15 protein-coding genes and 1 pseudogene are annotated in these 19,271 nt (G+C 68.5%); 7 read left to right on the top strand and 9 right to left on the bottom strand.

The window, feature by feature from the left end:
* Nucleotides 1–69: 69 nt before the first annotated feature.
* The 6 genes from ASE34_RS01785 (at nucleotide 70) to ASE34_RS01760 (ending at nucleotide 8,388) form a co-directional block, all read left to right on the top strand.
* Nucleotides 70–474: a winged helix-turn-helix transcriptional regulator gene (locus ASE34_RS01785; RefSeq protein ID WP_053098322.1), complete on the top strand. Its 405-nt coding sequence runs from the start codon at nucleotides 70–72 to the stop codon at nucleotides 472–474.
* 50 nt (nucleotides 475–524) lie between these two features.
* Nucleotides 525–1,958, top strand: coding sequence for an argininosuccinate synthase (gene argG / locus ASE34_RS01780; protein WP_056275848.1), 1,434 nt, complete (start codon nucleotides 525–527; stop codon nucleotides 1,956–1,958).
* A gap of 233 nt (nucleotides 1,959–2,191) precedes the next feature.
* Complete coding sequence (locus ASE34_RS01775) at nucleotides 2,192–2,815, top strand: TetR/AcrR family transcriptional regulator (RefSeq protein ID WP_053098320.1); 624 nt, start codon at nucleotides 2,192–2,194, stop codon at nucleotides 2,813–2,815.
* Entirely contained in the window at nucleotides 2,812–3,726 is a 915-nt protein-coding gene (locus ASE34_RS17955) for a hypothetical protein (RefSeq protein WP_200955142.1), read from the top strand. The genes ASE34_RS01775 and ASE34_RS17955 overlap by 4 nt, the downstream gene beginning before the upstream one ends.
* Nucleotides 3,723–5,600 (top strand): YhgE/Pip domain-containing protein, encoded by a 1,878-nt coding sequence (locus tag ASE34_RS01765; protein WP_056275845.1) that lies wholly within the window; start codon nucleotides 3,723–3,725, stop codon nucleotides 5,598–5,600. The genes ASE34_RS17955 and ASE34_RS01765 overlap by 4 nt, the downstream gene beginning before the upstream one ends.
* Before the next feature lie 133 nt (nucleotides 5,601–5,733).
* Entirely contained in the window at nucleotides 5,734–8,388 is a 2,655-nt protein-coding gene (locus ASE34_RS01760; RefSeq protein ID WP_082586466.1) for a penicillin acylase family protein, read from the top strand.
* Between the two features lie 20 nt (nucleotides 8,389–8,408).
* On the opposite strand, the gene ASE34_RS01755 is transcribed toward ASE34_RS01760, so the two are convergent.
* Complete coding sequence (locus tag ASE34_RS01755) at nucleotides 8,409–9,770, bottom strand: MFS transporter (protein ID WP_235567411.1); 1,362 nt, start codon at nucleotides 9,768–9,770, stop codon at nucleotides 8,409–8,411.
* 104 nt (nucleotides 9,771–9,874) lie between these two features.
* Between ASE34_RS01755 and ASE34_RS01750 the strand changes: the two genes are divergently transcribed.
* On the top strand, nucleotides 9,875–10,636 hold the full coding sequence (locus tag ASE34_RS01750; protein ID WP_053098316.1) for an alpha/beta fold hydrolase: 762 nt from the start codon (nucleotides 9,875–9,877) through the stop codon (nucleotides 10,634–10,636).
* Nucleotides 10,637–10,698: 62 nt separating this feature from the next.
* Here ASE34_RS01750 and ASE34_RS01745 read toward each other — a convergent pair whose 3' ends face one another.
* The 8 genes and pseudogenes from ASE34_RS01745 to ASE34_RS01710 all read right to left on the bottom strand — a co-directional run bounded on the left by ASE34_RS01745 (nucleotide 10,699) and on the right by ASE34_RS01710 (nucleotide 19,270).
* Entirely contained in the window at nucleotides 10,699–11,616 is a 918-nt protein-coding gene (locus tag ASE34_RS01745; protein ID WP_053098315.1) for a hypothetical protein, read from the bottom strand.
* A gap of 261 nt (nucleotides 11,617–11,877) precedes the next feature.
* Nucleotides 11,878–12,267, bottom strand: a complete 390-nt coding sequence (gene mnhG, locus ASE34_RS01740) for a monovalent cation/H(+) antiporter subunit G (RefSeq protein ID WP_056275842.1) — start codon at nucleotides 12,265–12,267, stop codon at nucleotides 11,878–11,880.
* Nucleotides 12,264–12,533 carry a monovalent cation/H+ antiporter complex subunit F gene (locus ASE34_RS01735; RefSeq protein ID WP_053098313.1) on the bottom strand — a complete coding sequence of 90 codons (270 nt, stop codon included), beginning with the start codon at nucleotides 12,531–12,533 and terminating at the stop codon, nucleotides 12,264–12,266. The genes mnhG and ASE34_RS01735 overlap by 4 nt, the downstream gene beginning before the upstream one ends.
* Nucleotides 12,530–13,117, bottom strand: coding sequence for a Na+/H+ antiporter subunit E (locus tag ASE34_RS01730; protein ID WP_056275839.1), 588 nt, complete (start codon nucleotides 13,115–13,117; stop codon nucleotides 12,530–12,532). The genes ASE34_RS01735 and ASE34_RS01730 overlap by 4 nt, the downstream gene beginning before the upstream one ends.
* Nucleotides 13,114–14,667 (bottom strand): Na+/H+ antiporter subunit D, encoded by a 1,554-nt coding sequence (locus ASE34_RS01725; RefSeq protein ID WP_056275836.1) that lies wholly within the window; start codon nucleotides 14,665–14,667, stop codon nucleotides 13,114–13,116. The genes ASE34_RS01730 and ASE34_RS01725 overlap by 4 nt, the downstream gene beginning before the upstream one ends.
* Nucleotides 14,668–14,930: 263 nt before the next feature.
* Nucleotides 14,931–15,431: pseudogene (locus ASE34_RS01720) on the bottom strand (Na(+)/H(+) antiporter subunit C); the annotation flags it as partial.
* Nucleotides 15,431–18,373, bottom strand: a complete 2,943-nt coding sequence (locus ASE34_RS01715; RefSeq protein WP_053098310.1) for a Na+/H+ antiporter subunit A — start codon at nucleotides 18,371–18,373, stop codon at nucleotides 15,431–15,433. The gene ASE34_RS01715 and the pseudogene ASE34_RS01720, both read right to left, overlap by 1 nt.
* A gap of 180 nt (nucleotides 18,374–18,553) precedes the next feature.
* Nucleotides 18,554–19,270, bottom strand: a complete 717-nt coding sequence (locus ASE34_RS01710; protein WP_053098309.1) for a GntR family transcriptional regulator — start codon at nucleotides 19,268–19,270, stop codon at nucleotides 18,554–18,556.
* Between the last annotated feature and the right edge of the window lies 1 nt (nucleotide 19,271).

Raw genomic sequence — 19,271 nt, 5'->3', positions numbered from 1 at the left:
CAGACAAGTACTGTCATTCCGGGTAGATAGTGACCGAATGGATACCATGACGACCAGGAGGCGGAGCCGATGAGGGAGAAGACCGAGCGGATCGTCCGGGAGTGGGGCGACGCGTGCGACGCGGAGATCTCGATCGCCGTCCTCGGCGGGGCCTGGAAGCCCAGCATCCTCAGCCTCCTCGATGAGCATGAGGTGCTGCGTTTCGGCGAACTCAGCCGGCTTCTCGACGAGCCCACAGCCCGCGTGCTCACCCGTCAGCTGCGCGAGCTGGAGGATGACGGCCTGATCCTCCGCACGGTCTACCGGCAGGTGCCTCCCAAAGTCGAATACCGCCTCAGCGACCTCGGGCGCGGATCGATGCCGCTCGTCGAGGCGCTCACGAGCTGGGGTGCCGGCTACGCCGCGCATCAGCGACGCGAGCTTGCGCGGCTCGACTCCGAGCCCGAGGCGCTCGACGCCGTCGTCGCCCGCTGACGGCCGACGCCGTCCGAAACAGCCGACACGCCGCCGATAGACTGGGAAGCATGTCCAAGGTCCTCCAGTCACTTCCCGTCGGCGAGCGCGTCGGCATCGCCTTCTCCGGAGGACTCGACACCTCCGTCGCCGTCGCGTGGATGCGCGACAAGGGCGCCGTCCCCTACACGTACACCGGTGATCTCGGTCAGTACGACGAAGACGACATCGAGTCGATCCCCGGCCGTGCCCTCGAGTACGGCGCCGAGGCCTCGCGCCTGGTCGACTGCAAGACCGCGCTGGTCGAAGAGGGCCTGGTGGCGCTCGCCTGCGGCGCCTTCCACATCCGCTCCGGCGGCCGCACCTACTTCAACACCACTCCCCTCGGCCGCGCCGTCACCGGCACGCTGCTGGTGCGCGCCATGAAGGAGGACGGCGTCGACATCTGGGGCGACGGCTCGACCTACAAGGGCAACGACATCGAGCGGTTCTACCGCTACGGCCTGCTCGCCAACCCGCGTCTGCGCGTGTACAAGCCGTGGCTGGATGCCGACTTCGTCACCGAGCTCGGCGGCCGCAAGGAGATGAGCGAGTGGCTCGTCGCCCACGACTTCCCCTACCGCGACTCGGTCGAGAAGGCGTACTCGACCGACGCCAACATCTGGGGCGCCACGCATGAGGCGAAGACGCTCGAGCATCTCGACGTCTCGCTCGAGACCGTCGACCCCATCATGGGCGTGAAGTTCTGGGACCCCTCGGTCGCGATCGAGACCGAGGACGTCTCCGTCACGTTCGAGGCCGGCCGCCCCGTCGCACTCAACGGCGTCGAGTACACCGACCCGGTGGCCCTGGTGCAGGAGGCCAACACGATCGGCGGACGCCACGGCCTCGGCATGAGCGACCAGATCGAGAACCGCATCATCGAGGCGAAGTCGCGCGGCATCTACGAGGCCCCGGCCATGGCGCTGCTCTTCATCGCCTACGAGCGCCTCGTCAACGGCATCCTGAACGAGGACACCCTCGCGACCTACCACGAGCAGGGTCGCCGCCTCGGTCGACTGATGTACGAGGGCCGCTGGCTCGAGCCGCAGTCGCTCATGCTGCGCGAGTCCATCCAGCGCTGGGTCGGCCTCACGATCTCGGGCACCGTGACGATCCGCCTGCGCCGCGGTGACGACTGGACGATCCTCGACACCACCTCGCCGAACCTGTCGTACGGCCCCGAGAAGCTCTCGATGGAGCGCGTCGGCGACGCCGCCTTCGGCCCGGTCGACCGCATCGGCCAGCTCACGATGCGCAACCTCGACATCGCCGACTCGCGCGCACGCCTCGAGCAGTACGCAGGCCTCGGCCTCGTGGGCGGCGCGACGGGCGAGCTCGTCGGTCGCGTCACCGCCGGCGAGTCCGGCGAGATCACGGGTTCCGTCGAAGAGGTCGACGAGAACTTCGCCGACGCGGTCGACACCGCATCCGAGGGCGCTGCCTTCGACTCCGGCACCGACTGACGTCAAGGGTTCTGCAGAAGGGGGCGGATGCTGCGGCATCCGCCCCCTTTTCTGTCTGTGCCCGCCGCTCGCCGTTCACGATTCAGCATGAGCGCCGGGATTCGGGTCCGCATGGTGCTGATTGCGGCTTTAAGCGCCCATCCGTGCTGAGTTGTGAACGGCCCACCGTTCAGACCCTGTGAGTCCCCCGAGTTATCTTGCACACGGCTGTGCACAATACGTAGAATAGGGGCATGACAACCCGTGCTCCCCGCCGCGACTCCGTCGAGAACCGCGCCGGAATCCTCGATGCGGCCCGCGCGACCCTCGCCACCGACCCGCGGGCGTCCATCGACGTCATCGCCCGCAGCGCCGGCCTGTCGCGCCGCACCCTCTACGGCCACTTCGACGACCGAGAGGCTCTGATCCGCGAGCTGATCTCGGTCGGAGCGCAGCGCTTCAACGCGATCGCCGAATCCGTCACCGACGCCGACTCACGCATCGCGCTGGCCCGCCTCGCCGCACGACTCTGGCAGGAGGCCGCGCACGTTCAGGTCGCAGCCGCGCTCGCCCTCGACGAAGCCCACGTGCAGCACACCGCAGACGCCCTGGCCCCGCTGCGCCGCACCGTCGCCGCCCTCGCGCGTCGCGGGCAGGAAGACGGCAGCTTCCGCACAGACCTCTCTGCCCCGACCCTCGCCCGCCTCATCGAAGAGGTCGCCCGCACGGTCGTCTCGCGCACCGACGCATCGAGCACCGGGGCAGCCGATCTCGCTGTTCGCACTCTGCTCAGCATCGCCGGACTCTCGTGGCGCGAGGCCGACGAACTGTTGAGCGCGCACCCGGACATCGTCGAATCACAGGAGGTCAGCGCATGAGGGTCACCCTGCACGACGTGAGCAAGGGACGCGGTGGTCAGGCGCTGCCGACGACGAGCCTCGAGTTCCACAGCGGAGCGGTGCGCTTCGCACTCGCCGAGACCGAGCAGCGCCCGACGGTGCTGGGCCTCATCGCCAGCGGTCGGATGCGGCCGGACACCGGGCGCGTGACGATCGACGGCGACGCGGACAACCGCGCGCTGCGCCGCACGATCGCGCTCGTCGACGCCCCCGACGTGAGCGATCCCCACGCCGACATCCCCCTCGCGGGCGTCGTCGGCGAAGAGCTCATGTTCGCCGGCGTCGGCGCCACCCCTCTGCACGCACGGCGCTGGCTGAATCAACTCGGCTTCGGAGAGCTCGCCGGCGTGGCGATCGGCAACGTCGATCCCGCCGCACGGGTGCGCATCCTCTGCGAACTCGCGATCCTCCGCACGGGCACCGAAGGAATCGTGCTCGTCTCGCCCGACCGTCACGGCGGCAGCCCGGACGGCTGGTGGCGGATCGCGTCGGAGTTCGCCGACCGCGGGTACGCGATGCTCGTCGTCATCGGCGGATCCGCTGCGGTCGCCCTCGAGCGCATGCACGAGCTCGAGGCGATCAACGCGTCCGGACCGGTCGAGCCGCTCGTCCTCGACCTGCCCGGCGGCTCTGATCCCGAGCCCGAGCCAGACTCCGAGGCCGAGCCCGAGCCGGTGCCCGACCCGGATCCCGAGCCCGACCCTGGGCCAGAGCCGGCGCCCGAACCGGATCCTGAGCCAGAGCCCGAGGCGGAAGACCCGGACGAGCGCCCCGCGACACCGCATGCCGACGCCGAGCACGCGGATGCTCTCGGCTCTCCCCCGGCCGACGACGAAGACCCAGCCGCAGAACCCGAGCCGAACACGACAGGGAACGGAGGCGAGCGATGAAGGTTCCCGCCATGATCGCCGCCGAGCTGCGGCGCCTCACCGCGAGCAGGATGGGCGTGATCGCCCTGATCGCACTGGTCTGCGTGCCCATCCTCTACGGCGGCCTATACCTCTGGGCCAACCAGGACCCGTACGCGAAGTTCCCGGAGGTCCCCGTCGCGCTGGTCGTCGATGACAGCGGAGCCCCCGAGCCCACCACGGGAACGGATGCCGCCACCGGCGAGACCGTGAACTACGGCGAGGACGTCGCCGACAACCTCATCGACGGCAACGCGTTCGACTGGCAGCGAATGTCGGCCGACGAGGCCGCCGACGCATTGCGGGAGGGAACGGTCGACTTCACCGTCACGATCCCCGCCGACTTCTCGTCGGCCTTGACCTCGGCCGCGGGCGACGACCCCCACCAGGCGCGCATCGAGCTCGAGACCAACGACGCGAACAACTACCTCGCGTCGTCGATGGGCACGCAGGCGGTGGAGAAGATCCGCAGCTCGGTCGCCGAGATGGTGGGCAGCGAGGCCGCAGAGCGCCTGCTCACCGGCCTCAGCGAGGTGCGCGACAACCTCGTGACCGCGGTCGACGGAGCGACCCAGCTCGCCGACGGCGCCGACACCGCCGCCACCGGCAGTGCGACGCTCGCAGACGGAACCTCTCAGCTCGCCGCAGGCACGTCGCAGCTCGCGGGCGGCGCGTCCGAGCTCGCCGGTGGTGCGGCGACGCTGGCGTCGGGGGCTCAGCAGGTCAGTGACGGCAACCGGCAGCTGGCCGACGTCGCGGACCGGGCCGGATCGGCTGTGCAGCAGGCGACGGATGCTCTGCCCCAGGCGCGCGAGGACATCGCCACCGTGCTCACGGATCAGGGCCTGACGCCGGAGCAGATCGATCGGGTCCTCACGACCCTCGATCCCCTCGCGACACGACTCCAGGAGGGCAACTCGACCGTGCAGAACGCGGTCGACAAGGTCGACCAGCTCGCCGCAGGAGCGGACTCGGTGGCATCCGGCGCCTCGCAGCTCGCCGGCGGCGCGCAGACCCTGGCCAGCGGCGCGCAGACCGTCGCCACCGGCGCCGCGGCCGCGAACGACGGCGCGGCCCAGCTGCGCGACGGGCTCGGCACCCTCGCGTCAGGCACGGCCGAGCTGCGCGACGGGCTCTCGGACGGTGTCCAGCAGATCCCCGTGTCGACGCCGGAGCTCCGCACGCTGCAGGCCGACACGATCGCCGACCCGGTCAAGGTCTCGAGCGACAAGGTCGCCTCCGCCGAGGACTACGGCGCCGGTCTCGCACCGTTCTTCGCCGCACTGTCGGCCTGGATCGGCATCTACGCCCTGTTCCTCATCGTGAAGCCGATCTCCCGCCGCGCGGTCACGGCGCTGCACTCTCCGATCCGAGTGACGCTCGCCGGGTGGCTCACCCCGGCGATGCTCGGCGCGGTGCAGATGCTGGGGCTCATGGGCATCCTGGCGATCACCCTGGGCTTCACGTTCAACAACCCCGTCGGCACCTTGGGCGTGATGATCTTCGCGTCGGCGACCTTCGCGGCGATCATCCTCGCCCTCAACGTCTGGCTCGGTTCCGTGGGGCAGTTCCTGGGACTCGTGCTCATGGTTCTGCAGCTCGTCACCGCGGGCGGCACGTTCCCCTGGCAGACCCTCCCCGCCCCGCTGGCCGCACTCCACCACGTGCTGCCGCTCGGCTACGTCGTCGACGCCATGCGGCAACTGATGTACGGCGGCAACCTCGGCCGGGCGGGCTGGGATCTGGTGGTGCTGGGCATCTGGCTGGTCGGCGCGCTGCTGCTCGCCGCCATCGGAGTGACGCGCATGACGCACCGGCGCACGCTGCGCGACCTGCAGCCGAGCCTGATCGGCTGACGCCGCGGGCGGGGGCGAGAACACCCCCGCCCGCGAATGCTTTATGGGTAGTATTCCGGAAGCGTCTGTTGAGACGCGCTCTGGGACTCTCTGGGACTGAGTTCCGCCATGCCACCCGAAAGAGTTCTCGAAGATGACAACCCATTCGACCGAGATCGTCGACCCGTCGCGCCCTTCCCTGGGTGCTCGCATCGGCCGCATCGTGTTCCTCGTCGTCGCTGCGATCGTGGTGGTCGCCGTCGCCGGCGCCTTCTTCGTGACCTGGACCATCCAGCGCTCGTTCCCGCAGACCGACGGCACCCTGTCGCTCGACGGGCTGCAGGCCGAGGTCACGGTGCAGCGCGACGCCAGCGGCATCCCGACCATCACCGCCGACTCATCGCACGATCTCTTCTACGCCCAGGGCTTCGTGCACGCGCAGGACCGATTCTTCGAGATGGACTTCCGCCGGCACGTCACGGCGGGACGCGTGGCCGAGATGTTCGGCGAATCGCAGGCCGGGACCGATGCCTTCCTCCGCACGCTCGGCTGGCGCAAGGTCGCCGAGGCCGAGGTCGAGGCCATGGACGACGTCACCCGCGGCTACTACGAGGCCTACGCCGACGGCGTCAACGCCTACCTCTCCTCCCGCTCGGGCGCCGAGCTGTCGCTCGAGTATGCCGTTCTCGGAATACAGAACCCGGAGTACGCGCCGGAGCCCTGGGAAGCGGCCGATTCGGTGGCGTGGCTCAAGGCGATGGCCTGGGATCTCCGCGGCAATGTCGAAGACGAGGTCGAGCGCTCGCTCCTGGCCGCACAGCTGGCGGAGACCTCCGACGCCGCCGGGATAACCGCGACGCTCGACGAGCTGTACCCGCCGTATCCGTTCGAGGATCACCCCGTCATCGTCCCCGAGATCTCGACCGCCCCGATCACCGAGGCCGGTGCCGAGCCCGCCGCGTTCACGACCGATGGGAACGACGGCGAGATGCAGCAGGCGGCGACGACGATCCAGTGGCAGGAGGCATCGGACGTGATCGAGGCGGCGAGCCTGCTCGTCGGCGATGTCGGCGAGGGCATCGGATCGAACTCGTGGGTCGTGTCCGGAGACCTCACCGACACGGGCATGCCGCTGCTCGCCAACGACCCGCACCTGGGCGCATCACTCCCCTCGGTCTGGTATCAGGTGCAGCTCCGGTGCAGCGAGGTCACCGACGACTGCCCGTTCGACATGGGCGGTTTCTCGTTCTCGGGTCTCCCCGGCATCGTGATCGGCCACAACCAGCAGGTCGCCTGGGGCTTCACCAACCTGACCACCGACGTCACCGACCTCTACGTCGAGCGGATCGAGGGCGACCAGTACTGGCGCGACGGCGCGCTGGTGCCGATCGACGAGACCACCGAGACGATCGCCGTGGCCGGGGGCGACGACATCGATCTCACGATCCGGTCGACCGTGCACGGACCGATCATCTCGGGTCTCACCGACGACTTCACCGCGATCGCCGACGACCCTGAGCCGGGCCTCGCCGCCGGCGGCGCCGCAGGTCCGGCGCCCACCGGCACCGCGCCGGAGGGAGCCGAGTACGCGGTCAGCCTGCGCTGGACGGCGCTCGACCCCGGCACGGCCGCGACCGCGATCTTCGCTCTGTCGACCGCCCAGGACTTCGAGGAGTTCCGCGCGGCGGCCGCGCTGTTCGATGTGCCGGCACAGAACCTCATCTATGCGGACGTCGAAGGCAACATCGGCTATCAGACCCCCGGACGCCTCCCCGTGCGCGGGGCCGGCGACGGATGGATGCCGCAGCCCGGCTGGGACAGCAGCTACGACTGGACCGGATTCATCCCGTTCGACGAACTGCCGGTGTCATACAACCCGGCATCCGGGTACATCGTGACCGCGAACAACGCGATCGTCACCGACGACTACCCCTACTTCCTCTCACGGGACTGGGACTACGGCTACAGGGCCGATCGCATCGCGCACCTGATCGAGCGACGCGCCGCCGCCGCACCGCTCACCGTCCAGGACATGCGGGAGATCCAGATGGACAGCGAGATGTGGATCGGCAAGCGACTCGCAACGGAGATGGAGGATGTGGAGGTGACGGGTGCGGGGACTGCAGATGCCGTGGCGCTGCTGCGCTCGTGGGACGCACAGAACGACGCGGGGTCGGCCGCGGCCGCCTACGCGAACGTCCTCTGGTCGAACCTCGTGCAGAACCTGTTCGCCGAACGCGACCAGCCCCTGCCGATCGACGGCCAGGGTCGACTCTTCACCGTCGTCGCGGACCTTCTCGATGACCCATCCGACCCGCTCTGGACCAACCCGAGCATCGATGTCGCGGGCATGGACGAGATGCTCGCTCTGTCGGCCGAGGAAGCGTACGACGAGCTCTCCGCGGTTCAGGGCGACGTCGTCACCGCATGGAGGTGGGGCGACCTGCACGCGATCACCCTCACGAGCGACACCCTCGGGTCCTCCGGCATCGCCCCGATCGAAGCCCTCTTCAACCGCGGCCCCTACGCCGTCAGCGGCGGCGCGTCCGTGGTCAACGCCACCGGCTGGGAGCTCGGCACGTCGTACGCCACGACCACCGTGCCGTCGATGCGGATGGTCGTCGACCTCTCCGATCTCGACGCCTCGACCTGGATCCACCTCACCGGCGCATCCGGACACGCGTTCGACGAGCACTACGTCGATCAGACGTCCGACTGGGCGGCGGGGATTCAGCGGCCGTGGGCGTTCACCGACGGGGCGGTCGATGCGGCGACGCGTCACACTCTGGTGCTGGCGCCGGCCGGTTAGCCCGGGGCGGCTCTGCGGGCTCAGGCGGGAGCAGGCGTGGCGGATGCTGCGGCGCGGCGTGCGATGAGCCAGATGCCGATCGCTGCGGCGAGGAAGATCGCGGCGAGGATCACCCAGCCCACGAAGCCGAAGGTGATCGCGGTGGCGTTCACGACGATCGGCGACGCCAGGGCTCCGAGCGAGAAGCCCATGCCGAACACGCCCTGGTAGGCGCCCGCTCGCACAGGATCGGCGAGCTCGAAGCTGAGACCCCAGGCTCCGGCCTGCGACAGGATCTCGGCGAACGTGTGGGCGATCATGCCGACGATGAGGATGACGATCGCCGCCCATGCCGGAAGCCCCGCGGCGAGCGCGTAGATCAGGCAGGCGGAGACCATGAGCCAGCCGGCGATCATCGTCACCCTGCCGGCGATCCGCAGGTCGTGCGTGCCACGGGAGGCACGCACCTGGAACAGCACGACCAGCGCGGTGTTGACGATCAGGAGCACTGCGAACGTGGCATCCGGGGCGTTCGTGTACTCGCTGATCCACAGCGGCACCCCGAGTTCCGCGACTCCGAACTGCATGCCGAAGATCGCCGAGAGCGCGCTCAGCAGCAGGTACCTCGGGTCCCGCCACGGTGAGCGGCGGTTCCAGTCCCTGCGCTCGGCGGATGCCGCGGCCGTGGCGTGCGTGTCGATGGATCCCGTTTCCGTCAGCTGAGCCGCGGCTCGGTTGCGCGGCGGCGCGTCGACGGCCGATGTCAGCCGCAGGAGGGAGAGCGAGCCGAGCGCGCAGACGGCACCCGCGCAGGCGATGACGACGCGGTAGGCCTCGGGTGTGCCGAGAGCCAGAGCGATCGCGCCGAATCCGGAGCCTGCCGCGATCGCGAGGTTCGTGACCGTGCGCAGCACCGCACGCGCGTGCACCCGCCGGTCCGGCGCGAAGCCCCGGGCGATGATCGCGGAACGAGCGGAATACCCCAGCGAGTCGAAGAAGCCCGAGAGGCTGGCGAGGACGAGCGCCGACACGAAGTCTCCGACGAACGCGTATGCGGCGAGCAGCACGCCACCTGCCATCTCGAAGCCGAAGGCGAGGCGTCGGGCGCTCCACCGGTCGGCGAGCCAGCCGCCGAGGAGCGACCCGACCACCCCGCATCCGCTCGACACGGCGAGCACCACCGCGGCGTGCGCGGGCGAGAGGCCGATGATCTGCGTGAAGAACAGCACGGTGACCGCGAGGAAGACACCGCGGCCGATGCGTGAGACGGCCGTCGCGGCGACGAGCGCGCGCAGCACCGGATCGCCCAGCCCGTCGGCGATGCGCGCGATGACACCCTTGGTCGAGCCTGAGGTCTCGCCCTCCGACTCGATCTGATCGGGATCGGGGTTCGGCGAAGACACCCTTCATCCTCGCACGACGCAGGCTCGCCCCTCGTCGCACACCGGCACACGGCGTGCGTGGATCCCGGTTCGTCGCAGGGGTCCCACTCGGTTAGCGTTGAGGTGTGGTCTCCAGCTATCTCGCCCCGAAGGGCACCCCCGTCACGCTGCTCGAGTTCGAGCACGCGGGCGCGACGCTGATCGCGGAGACCTTCGGCGACGGACCGCACACCTTCCTCCTGCTGCACGGCATCGGCATGGGACGCAGCGTCTACCTCGACGTCGTGCAGCGACTGAAAGGCCGGGTGATCGCAGTCGACCTGCCCGGTTTCGGCGAAGCACCCGAGCCCGCTCGCACCTTCACCATGGAGCGTCACGCCGACCTCGTCGCCGCGTACCTCCGTCATGCCGACGAGGGCCCCGTCGTCGTCATCGGGCACTCGATGGGCAGTCAGATCGCCGCGGAGCTCGCCGCCCGGCATCCCTCCCTCGTCGAGGGCGTCGTGCTCGCCGGTCCGACCGTCAACAAGGCCGCACGGAATGTCGCAGCGCAGGCGAGCTATCTCCTCACGGACCTGGTCGGCGAGCGCCCGCTCGTGATCTGGCGAGGTGCCCGCGAGTATCTGCGCGGCGGCCCCCACCTCATCCGCAAGATCCGGGCGACCATCGTGCACGAGCCGGAGAAGGCGTTCGCGCGCATCGATCAGCCTGTGCTGGTGCTGCGCGGGGAAGACGACCCGCTCGCTCCGATGACCTGGTGCCAGGAGATCATCGACGAGATCCCGGGTGCCGATCTGCAGGTCATCCCGGATCACGGCCACGGCACGTTGATCAGCGACTCCGAGCCGGCCGCGCGCCTGATCCAGAGCTTCGCCGACGGCCTCTGACCCGTGCTCCGCACTTTTCCGTTCACAACTCAGCATGAACGCATGTGAGCCCGGTGATTCCGCTACTCGACCGCCGCTCCGCGGCGATTCCTGCTGAATTGTGAACGACGTGCGTCTACGAACCTCGGTCCGAGTGCAGCGATGACCTGCTCGAGAGCCTGCCTCACAGACGCCTGGTCACCGAAAATGTCTTTCGCAAGGGGCCGGACGGTCACGAAGCCGAGTCGGGCCGCGGCGATATCGCGCTCGCGATCCTGCATCTGCTTCTCCCACCCCTCGTGGAACTCCTTGCTGTCGCACTCGATGATCAACCAGCCGTCCACCACGAAGTCGACGTACCCGACGCCTTCGAGGTACACCTGGGTCTCATAGGCGACGCCCATCGTCCGGAGCAGCAACCGCATGAATGTCTCTGAGCCCGAGCCCGCCGACGGGTCTACCAGTGCGAGCAGCGGGCGGAATCGGGCGGGTAGAGCAGCGAACATCGTGACCAGATCTTCGCGGGTCAGGAGTCCGTGATGAAGCACACTGTCCAAGGTGGCAAGCGCCTCGCGCGGAGCCTGGCAGAGCACGGAGTGCGCGACGGCATCGATCAACGGAGCCGCATGAAGGCTCTCGCGAACGCTGGTCAGCGCCTTCCAATGGAGCACGACCTTTCCGTCCCTCGCCACACGTAGACGAGACGAGCCAGGAGTCACGAGCACATGGAGCTCTCGGCAACGGAACACGAAGACACCGAGAAGGGCGAGGAGAGACAAGCATGAGACCCGCCCGCCGATGCGGACAGCCTCGACGATGTCCCGGTGCGTCGACGGCAGCGCATATCGATCGCGGCGCACGTGCTGGAGTTCTCCTCGGGCCACTGACTCGGCGATGAGACGCCCCGTGAGCCCTCGGTGCACCAGATCCGATCGACTGAAGACCGTGCGCGAATAGGTGTCTCTCGCGCGCTGAACGACCGTCTTCTGCTTATTCCCCATCGCAGAAGTGTGCAGACAAGGGACGGTGTCGATGTGCGTCGTCCAAGCAACAGTGGATGACTTGCACGGAACAGGGTTCCGTGTAGGAGAAGAAGCAATGACCGGTGTCGTTCACTACTCAGCATGGATCTCGTAACGAGCAGCCCTGAAGCCCCTTCGGCCCCACCGGCACAGGCTCATGCTGAATTGTGAACCGCAAGCGGCCCCGCACCGGCGTAAGACGTGCGTGGCGTCCGTCTCAGCGCAGCTGCGGGCGTGCGATCAGCCGGCGGCCGGCGGGGTCTGCTTCGACTCGGCGAGCTCGTCCACGACCAGGCTGCGCTCGTCGGTCGTGCCGTTGCGATACGCCTGCCGCCCGACGATGTGCGCGGACAGCGGCGCGGTGGCGAACTGCATGAGCACGACCGGGGCCACGAGCGCGAGCCCGAAGAGGATTCCGCCGACCGTGCGCTGAGACAGTGCGATCGCGAGGCAGATGAGGATGAGGCCGAGCACCTGCGGTTTGGTCGCGGCGTGCAGCCGCGACGGCACGTCGCGGAATCGCAGCAGCCCGACCGCCGCCGACAGGCAGAGGATCGCGCCGAGCACGATCAGCACGAGCACCGCGACGTCGATGACCACGTCGGGAATGGCGAGACCGAACACGTTCATGGTGTCGTGTTGTCCCTTCTGGCCACGAACCGGGCGACCGAGATCGAGCCGAAGACGCCGACCGCGGCGATGATCAGCATCACCGGGATGTTGCGGGTGTGGCCGTTGATGGCCATCTCGGCGCCGAGCACGCACATGACCTCGGTGAGCAGCACGTCGGAGGCCACCGCCCGGTCGAGGATCGAGGGCCCCCGCACGATGCGGATGATCGTCAGGATGGCGGCGACGCCGAAGACGACCATGATCGCGAGCATCAGCACATTCATCGGGCACCTCCGCCGGCGCGCGCCGCACGTTCGTCGGCCTTGAGGGCACGGTACTGCGCCGGGGCTCCGAGCGCACGCACGACCCGTCGCTCCCAGCGCAGCACGCCTTCGCGCTGCTTCTCGACATCGGCCATGCTGCGCACCCCGATCACGTGCAGATACAGCACCTGCCGGTCGCGATCGGCCTCGACGACGAGCGACCCGGGAACGAGTGACGACACCACGGACACGTGCGTCATCATCAGGTCGTCGGCGTAGCGCAGAGGAACGGCGATGATCGCGGCGCCGGGCTGATGCCGGAAGTCGAACACCTGCACGGTGACCGCGACGGCGCCGCGGAGCACGGCGAAGAGGAACTGCACGATGAGCAACGCGGCGAACCAGATGTTGATGCGTCCGGAGAGCTCGACGGTGGGCAGCCGGAAGACACGGGTGACGAACACCGCGATGACCAGGCCCGAGACGAACGCCAGCACCGTGAACTGCCCCCACAGCAGCATCCAGAGCACGACGAGCCATGCCAGGAACGGCAGCTGCACGCGGATGTCCCGCCAGAAGTGGCGGCCGGTCTCGGTGGGGCTCATCCTTCCACCTCGTCTTCCAGCTGCACGAGGGTGACGGGGTCGAGCAGCGCCGCACCGATGCGGTCGCACAGGGCATACAGCGGGCCCGCGAACACGGTGAGCGCGATCGTGACCCCGACCATCCCGGCGGTCGCGATGGTCATGATCCGGGGGATGCGGCGACGCTCCTGCTGCTCATCCGCGGCCGGGGCGTTGCCGAGGTACGAGATGCGCCCCTCGGTCTCGGTCGAGTCGTCCTCCTCGCGCCAGAACGCGAGGTTCCATGCTCGCATCAGCGCGTAGAGCGTGAGGAGCGAGGTGACGATGCCGCCGAAGATCAGCACGAGCATCAGCGGCGTTCCCACGGATGCTGCCGCTTCGAACAGCGCGAACTTGCCGATGAAGCCGGAGAACGGCGGCAGTCCGCCGAGGTTGATCGCGGGGATGAAGTAGAGCACCGCGATCACGGGCGCGACCTTGAGCAGTCCCTTCACGCGCAGGATGGACGTGCTCCCCGCCCTGCGCTCGATGAGACCGACCGCGAGGAACAGCGTCGTCTGCACGATGATGTGGTGGACGATGTAGTAGACCGTCGCGCCGATCGCCGCGGGGGTCGCTATCGCGAGGCCGAAGATCATGTAGCCGACGTGGCTCACCAGCGTGAACGACAGGATTCGTTTGAGCTCGGCCTGTGCGACAGCGCCGAGCACGCCCACGATCATGGTCGCCAACGCGATGATCAGCAGCACCGTGTCGATGCTGTTCTCGGCGAACAGCTGCGTCTCGGTGCGGATCAGCGCGTAGACGCCGACCTTGGTCAGCAATCCCGCGAACACCGCAGTGACGGGCGCCGGTGCCGTCGGGTACGAGTCGGGCAGCCAGAACGACACCGGGAAGATCGCGGCCTTGATGCCGAAGGCGATCACCAGCATGAGGTGCAGCACGAGCTGCGTCTCCTGCGGGAGCTCGGTCATGCGCTCGGCGATCTGGGCCATGTTCACGGTGCCGAGGGCACCGTAGATCATCGCGATCGAAGCGAGGAACAGGATCGACGAGACCAGCGAGACGACGATGTAGACGGCACCCGTGCGGATGCGGGACTCGGTGCTCCCGAGCGTTATCAGCACGTACGACGCCACGAGCAGGATCTCGAATCCGACGTACAGGTTGAAGAGGTCGCCCGCGATGAAGGCGTTGAAGATGCCGGCCGCGAGGATCAGGTACGACGGGTTGAAGATCGAGATCGGGGTCTCGTCGGTGCCGTCCGCGGCACCCTGCCCGATCGAGAAGAGCAGGACCGCGAGCAGCACGATGCTCGAGATGAGCACGAGGAGCGCCGCGAGCCTGTCGACGTAGAGCACGATGCCGAACGGCACCGGCCACCCGCCGACCGAGACCGCGAGCGGCTCGCCCGCATCGACGACGACCAGCAGCACGGCCGCGATGACCGAGACGATCGCGAGCGTGGCCACCGTGACGAAGGCCTGGAGGCGCGGATTGCGGCCGAAGATCAGGGTCACGGCGGCGCCGAGCAGCGGCAGGGCGACGAGCAGGGGGACGAGGGCGCTCATCGGCGGTCCTCCCCATCGTCGGTGTGCTCGGGTGCGCTGTCATCGGATGCCGTGTCAGCCGCCGTATCTCGAGCGGCGTCCGCCGCATCGGTCTCGTGGGCGTCCGACGCGTGCGTGTCGGCATCCGTCCGGAAAGCCGACGAGTGCGTCGAGTCGTCGGGGTCGTCGTCGGGCGGTGCCGACTCCCCGTCGAGGACGGCCGCGCCTGGACCGGCATCCGCATCGGGATCCTGATCGGACGCCGCGGACACGGCTCGAGGCGGGGTGGGGCGGTCGGTCGGAGCGTCGTCGTTGATCGCGGCGTGGTCGCGCATGTGCAGCACGGTGATCGGCGACGTCTGCACGCCGACGAAGTCCGTGGTCGCCTCGTCGTCCGCCGCGTCGGCCTCGTCGTCCATGAGGTCTTCGTCGGCATCGGTGCGCTCACGGAGAGCGATGTCGGCCTCGTCGTCCTCGACGGTGTCGGCCTGACCCAGCTGCCACGAGCGGTAGATGAGGGCGAGGAGGAATGCCGAGACGGCGAAGGTGATGACGATGGCGGTCAGGGTGAGCGCCTGGGGCAGCGGGTCGCTGAGCTCGCCCTCGGTTCCGAAGAAGGGCGCGTTGCCGGGCACTCCCATGACGATGAGGAGCAGCAGGTTCGTCGCGTTGCCGAGCAGCAGGAAGCCGATCAGCACGCGGGTGAGACTGCGCTCGAGCATCGCGTAGACGCCGCAGGCGAAGAGCACGGCCATGATCACGATCAGGGTGAGGGAGACATCCATCAGAGGGTCACCCCTCGCTCGCGGAACTCTTGCGCCTGACGGTCGACCTCGGCACCGAGGCTGCGCAGCACGTCGAGCACGAGGCCGATCACGACCAGGTACACACCGACATCGAAGATGGTCGAGGTGACGAACTCCATGTGGCCGATGCCGGGGACCTCCCACTCCCAGAAGTTGCTGGTGAGCGGCGCCAAGCCGAAGAACAGCGGCACGACCGCCGTGCCGACGGCGAGGATCAGACCGGCACCGAGCAGTCGCCCGGCATCCGTGGGTGCGGCAGCGCCCAGCTCCCAGCGTCCGCCGGCGACGTAGCGCATGACGAGGGCCATGCCCGCGACGAGGCCTCCGGCGAAGCCTCCGCCTGGGAGGTTATGGCCGGAGAAGAGCAGGAAGATCGACACGACGATGATCGTGTGGAAGAGGATGCGGACGATGACCTCGAGCAGGATCGACCTGTTCTCGGGCTTCATCTTCGGGCCGCCGACGAGCCAGGCGCGGGGGCTGCTCTCGTTCTCGTCGGTCTGGAAGCGCACGCCCTCGGTCGTCTCGACGAGCGGGCGGCTGAGCGTGCGACGGCGGCGCGCCTTGGGCAGCGTCTTCGTCGCGGAGAGCATGTCGGCGCGGTGCGTGACGAACACGAGAGACGCGACACCCGTGGCGGCGAGCACGAGCACGGAGAGCTCGCCCATCGTGTCCCAGCCGCGCAGGTCGACCAGGGCGACGTTCACGACGTTCTTGCCGTGACCGATCTCGTACGCGAGCTTCGGGAACGCGGCGGAGATCGGATCCGCGACGCGGGACTGGGTCGCCACGATCGCGACCAGCGCCATCGTGAGCCCGACTCCGACACCCAGCAGCGCGCGGGGAATGCGCCCGACAGAGGCGTTGTGCTCGCCCATCCGCGCGGGCAGGCGACGCAGCACCAGTGCGAAGGTGACCATCGTCACGGTCTCGACGAGGATCTGCGTGAGCGCGAGGTCGGGGGCGCCGCTGGTCGCGAACAGCACGACCATCCCGAGGCCGGTGATCGACACGAGCACGACGCCCGTGTATCTCTTCTGCGCGCGCACGGCCATGACGCCCGCGGCGGCCATCATCGGCGCGACCACGAGCTGCGTGGGCGTGTGCCAGGCCGAGAGCTGGAAGCGATCGATGTCGCTGGCGACGAGCGCCGTGATCTCGGCGGCGACGAACACCACGAAGATGGTGCCGACGTAGACCGGCAGAGAGCCGCGCTGGGTGAGCGTCGTGCTCAGCACCGAGAGTCGGTCGATACCGCGCATGACCAGGTAGTAGACGTCTGCGGCAGTGAAGCGGATCAGTCGCGCCTTGCGGTCCCATCCGGTGCGCAGCGTGAGGAGGAAGACGGCGGCGCCGAGCAGGATCGACAGGATCGAGATGCCGAGCGCCGGCTCGAGACCGTGCCAGAGCGCGAGGTGCCCGGGTCCTTCCGCGGCGACCCCCTCGGCATCGAGGCCCGGGGTGGCTGTGAGCGCGTATCCCTGGAGCGCGACGTCGAGAGCCGGTGCTCCGATGCCTGCGGCGAGCGTGAGCCCGGCGAGGATGATCGGCGCCGAGAGGAATCCGACGGGCGGGTCGGGCCAGGCGGTGTCGGGAAGGCGATCGCCCGCCGCATCGCGCTTGGTCCAGAAGGCACCCCAGAGGAAGCGGATGCCATATGCCGCCGTGAGCATGGATCCCAGGCTGACGCCGATGATCGCGACGAGCCCCCAGGGCGAGCCGTGCAGTGCGTCGTCCAGGAGCGCCGTGAGGGTCGACTCCTTCGCCACGAATCCGAGGGTCGGCGCGATGCCCGCCATCGATGCGATGGAGATGAATGCCGCTGTCGCCATGACGGGAGCCTGACGCCCGACGCCACTCAGCTCGGTGATGTCTCGCGTCGACAGCTGACGGTCGATCACTCCGACGATCAGGAACAGCGCCGACTTGAACAGCGCGTGCGCGATCACGAGTGCGAGACCGGCCAGCGCGCTCGCCTGGGTGCCGTAGCCGATGACGACCGAGAAGAAGCCCAGCTGGCTGACGGTGCCGAACGCGAGGATGCGCTTGAGGTCGGTCTCGCGCAGCGCCTGGATGCCGCCGATCAGCATCGTCAGGATGCCCAGCGAGATGATGATCGGCCGCCACGGACCGGTGAAGGCGAAGATCGGGGCGAAGCGCGCGATCAGGTAGATACCCGCCTTGACCATCGCCGCGGCGTGCAGGTACGCGCTCACGGGAGTGGGCGCCGCCATCGCACCGGGCAGCCAGAAGTGGAAGGGGAAGATCGCGGACTTGCTGATCGCGCCGACGAGGAGCATCACGACGGCGGCGTCGACGATGGCACCTGTGGGTGCGATCTCGAGGATCTCGCGGATGCTCGAGGTACCCGCGTCGACCACGAGCAGCACGACTCCGACGAACATCACGAGCCCGCCGAGAGTGGTGACCAGGAGCGCCTGCAGTGCTGCTCGTCGGCTGGCGGCGCGGCGTCGGTAGTGCCCGATGAGGAGGTACGAGAGGATGCTCGTCACCTCCCAGAACATCACGAGCATGACGAGGTCGTCGGTCAGGACGAGGCCGTACATCGCACCCGCGAACCCGAGCAGCACGCCCGCGAACTGGCCGATGCCGGCGGAGTCGTCATGGAAGTACCAACGGCAGTACAGCAGCACGAGAGCACCGACGCCGGTGACGATGAGCGTCAGCACCCAGCCGAGCACGTCCATGTTCATGGACAGATTCAGTCCGAGCTGCGGGATCCACGCGACCGAGACGAAGGGCGTCGGTCCGTCGAGCACCTGAGGGGTGAGGACGAGGGCGTGGATGAATGCCGCGGCGGGAATGAGAGCCGCGATGGCGAATGCCTGGGATCCCAGCCAGCGCACCAGAACGGGCATCAGGATCGACCCGAGGAGGAACACGGCGAGGAGCGTCAGCATATACGCGGCTCCTCAAAGCTCGTCGGCCGGGGGCGGCGCAGGCGGGCGGGCGGGTGTCGATATCGAGTTTACCTTGATATTCCGCGCTTCAGGGTCGATCATGTCGGCGCCCGACCATGCAAATGGTCGGTTTCCCCCGGATTTTCGGGCACTTTGCGCGATCTCGCACGCAGAATCAGCTCATTCGGATGCGTTCTCAGCCTGCCGAGCGAGCGCCGGACCGAGACGGTCGTACGAGTTCGCGATGTGCATCCTCATCGCCGCGGCGGCGGCTTCGGGGTCGCGTCGGCGCAGCGCGTCGAGGATGCTCTCGTGCTCGCTCACGGTGTCGTCTTCGAAGTCGTGGCGGAAGTTCAGCCGGTAGAGGTGCATGTGCGCACGCAGCCGCACGATGGCCTCCGACAGCAGCGGACTCTGCGCACTCTCCGCGATCAGGTGATGGAAGTGCAGATCCTCGTCGATGAACCGCCGGTAGTTGCGGAAGCGCTCGTCCTCATCGGGTGCCGACGCTGTACGCATCGTCACCACGGACTCCGCCAGCTCGGTCTCGGTCTCGTGGTCGAGATGCGCCGATGCACGCCGCGCCGCCTCCGGCTCCAGCAGCTCGCGCATGTCGTACAGATCGCGCAGGCCCGCCGCGTCGAGCAGAGGAGCTGCGACATAGCCCTTCAGCGCCCGCTTCGCGACGAGCCCTTCGGACTCGAGCCGCGTCAGCGCCTCGCGCACGGGCGTCGGAGACACGTCGAGGTCGCGGGCGACCGCGTCGATGTTGACCTTGGCGCCCGGTTCGATGACCTGGTCCATGAGCAGGCCGAGCACCGCGTCGTACACGTCGTCGACGAGCGCGCGCCGTGCCGGAAGCGGCCTCGGTCCGCGTGCCTCGTCGTCGCCGAACATG

The sequence above is a fragment of the Microbacterium sp. Root280D1 genome (assembly GCF_001428975.1).
Lineage (GTDB): Bacteria > Actinomycetota > Actinomycetes > Actinomycetales > Microbacteriaceae > Microbacterium.
Note: the sequence above shows the minus strand (reverse complement) of the source record. Positions and strands in the feature narration are given on the sequence as shown.

Excerpts from the sequence above, each read along its gene's own strand:
- ASE34_RS01785 (WP_053098322.1), top strand. The coding sequence starts at position 70 with ATGAGGGAGAAGACCGAGCGGATCGTCCGGGAGTGGGGCGACGCGTGC.
- argG (WP_056275848.1), top strand. The coding sequence starts at position 525 with ATGTCCAAGGTCCTCCAGTCACTTCCCGTCGGCGAGCGCGTCGGCATC.
- ASE34_RS01775 (WP_053098320.1), top strand. The coding sequence starts at position 2,192 with ATGACAACCCGTGCTCCCCGCCGCGACTCCGTCGAGAACCGCGCCGGA.
- ASE34_RS17955 (WP_200955142.1), top strand. The coding sequence starts at position 2,812 with ATGAGGGTCACCCTGCACGACGTGAGCAAGGGACGCGGTGGTCAGGCG.
- ASE34_RS01765 (WP_056275845.1), top strand. The coding sequence starts at position 3,723 with ATGAAGGTTCCCGCCATGATCGCCGCCGAGCTGCGGCGCCTCACCGCG.
- ASE34_RS01760 (WP_082586466.1), top strand. The coding sequence starts at position 5,734 with ATGACAACCCATTCGACCGAGATCGTCGACCCGTCGCGCCCTTCCCTG.
- ASE34_RS01745 (WP_053098315.1), bottom strand. The coding sequence starts at position 11,616 with ATGGGGAATAAGCAGAAGACGGTCGTTCAGCGCGCGAGAGACACCTAT.
- mnhG (WP_056275842.1), bottom strand. The coding sequence starts at position 12,267 with ATGAACGTGTTCGGTCTCGCCATTCCCGACGTGGTCATCGACGTCGCG.
- ASE34_RS01735 (WP_053098313.1), bottom strand. The coding sequence starts at position 12,533 with ATGAATGTGCTGATGCTCGCGATCATGGTCGTCTTCGGCGTCGCCGCC.
- ASE34_RS01730 (WP_056275839.1), bottom strand. The coding sequence starts at position 13,117 with ATGAGCCCCACCGAGACCGGCCGCCACTTCTGGCGGGACATCCGCGTG.
- ASE34_RS01725 (WP_056275836.1), bottom strand. The coding sequence starts at position 14,667 with ATGAGCGCCCTCGTCCCCCTGCTCGTCGCCCTGCCGCTGCTCGGCGCC.
- ASE34_RS01715 (WP_053098310.1), bottom strand. The coding sequence starts at position 18,373 with ATGCTGACGCTCCTCGCCGTGTTCCTCCTCGGGTCGATCCTGATGCCC.
- ASE34_RS01710 (WP_053098309.1), bottom strand. The coding sequence starts at position 19,270 with ATGTTCGGCGACGACGAGGCACGCGGACCGAGGCCGCTTCCGGCACGG.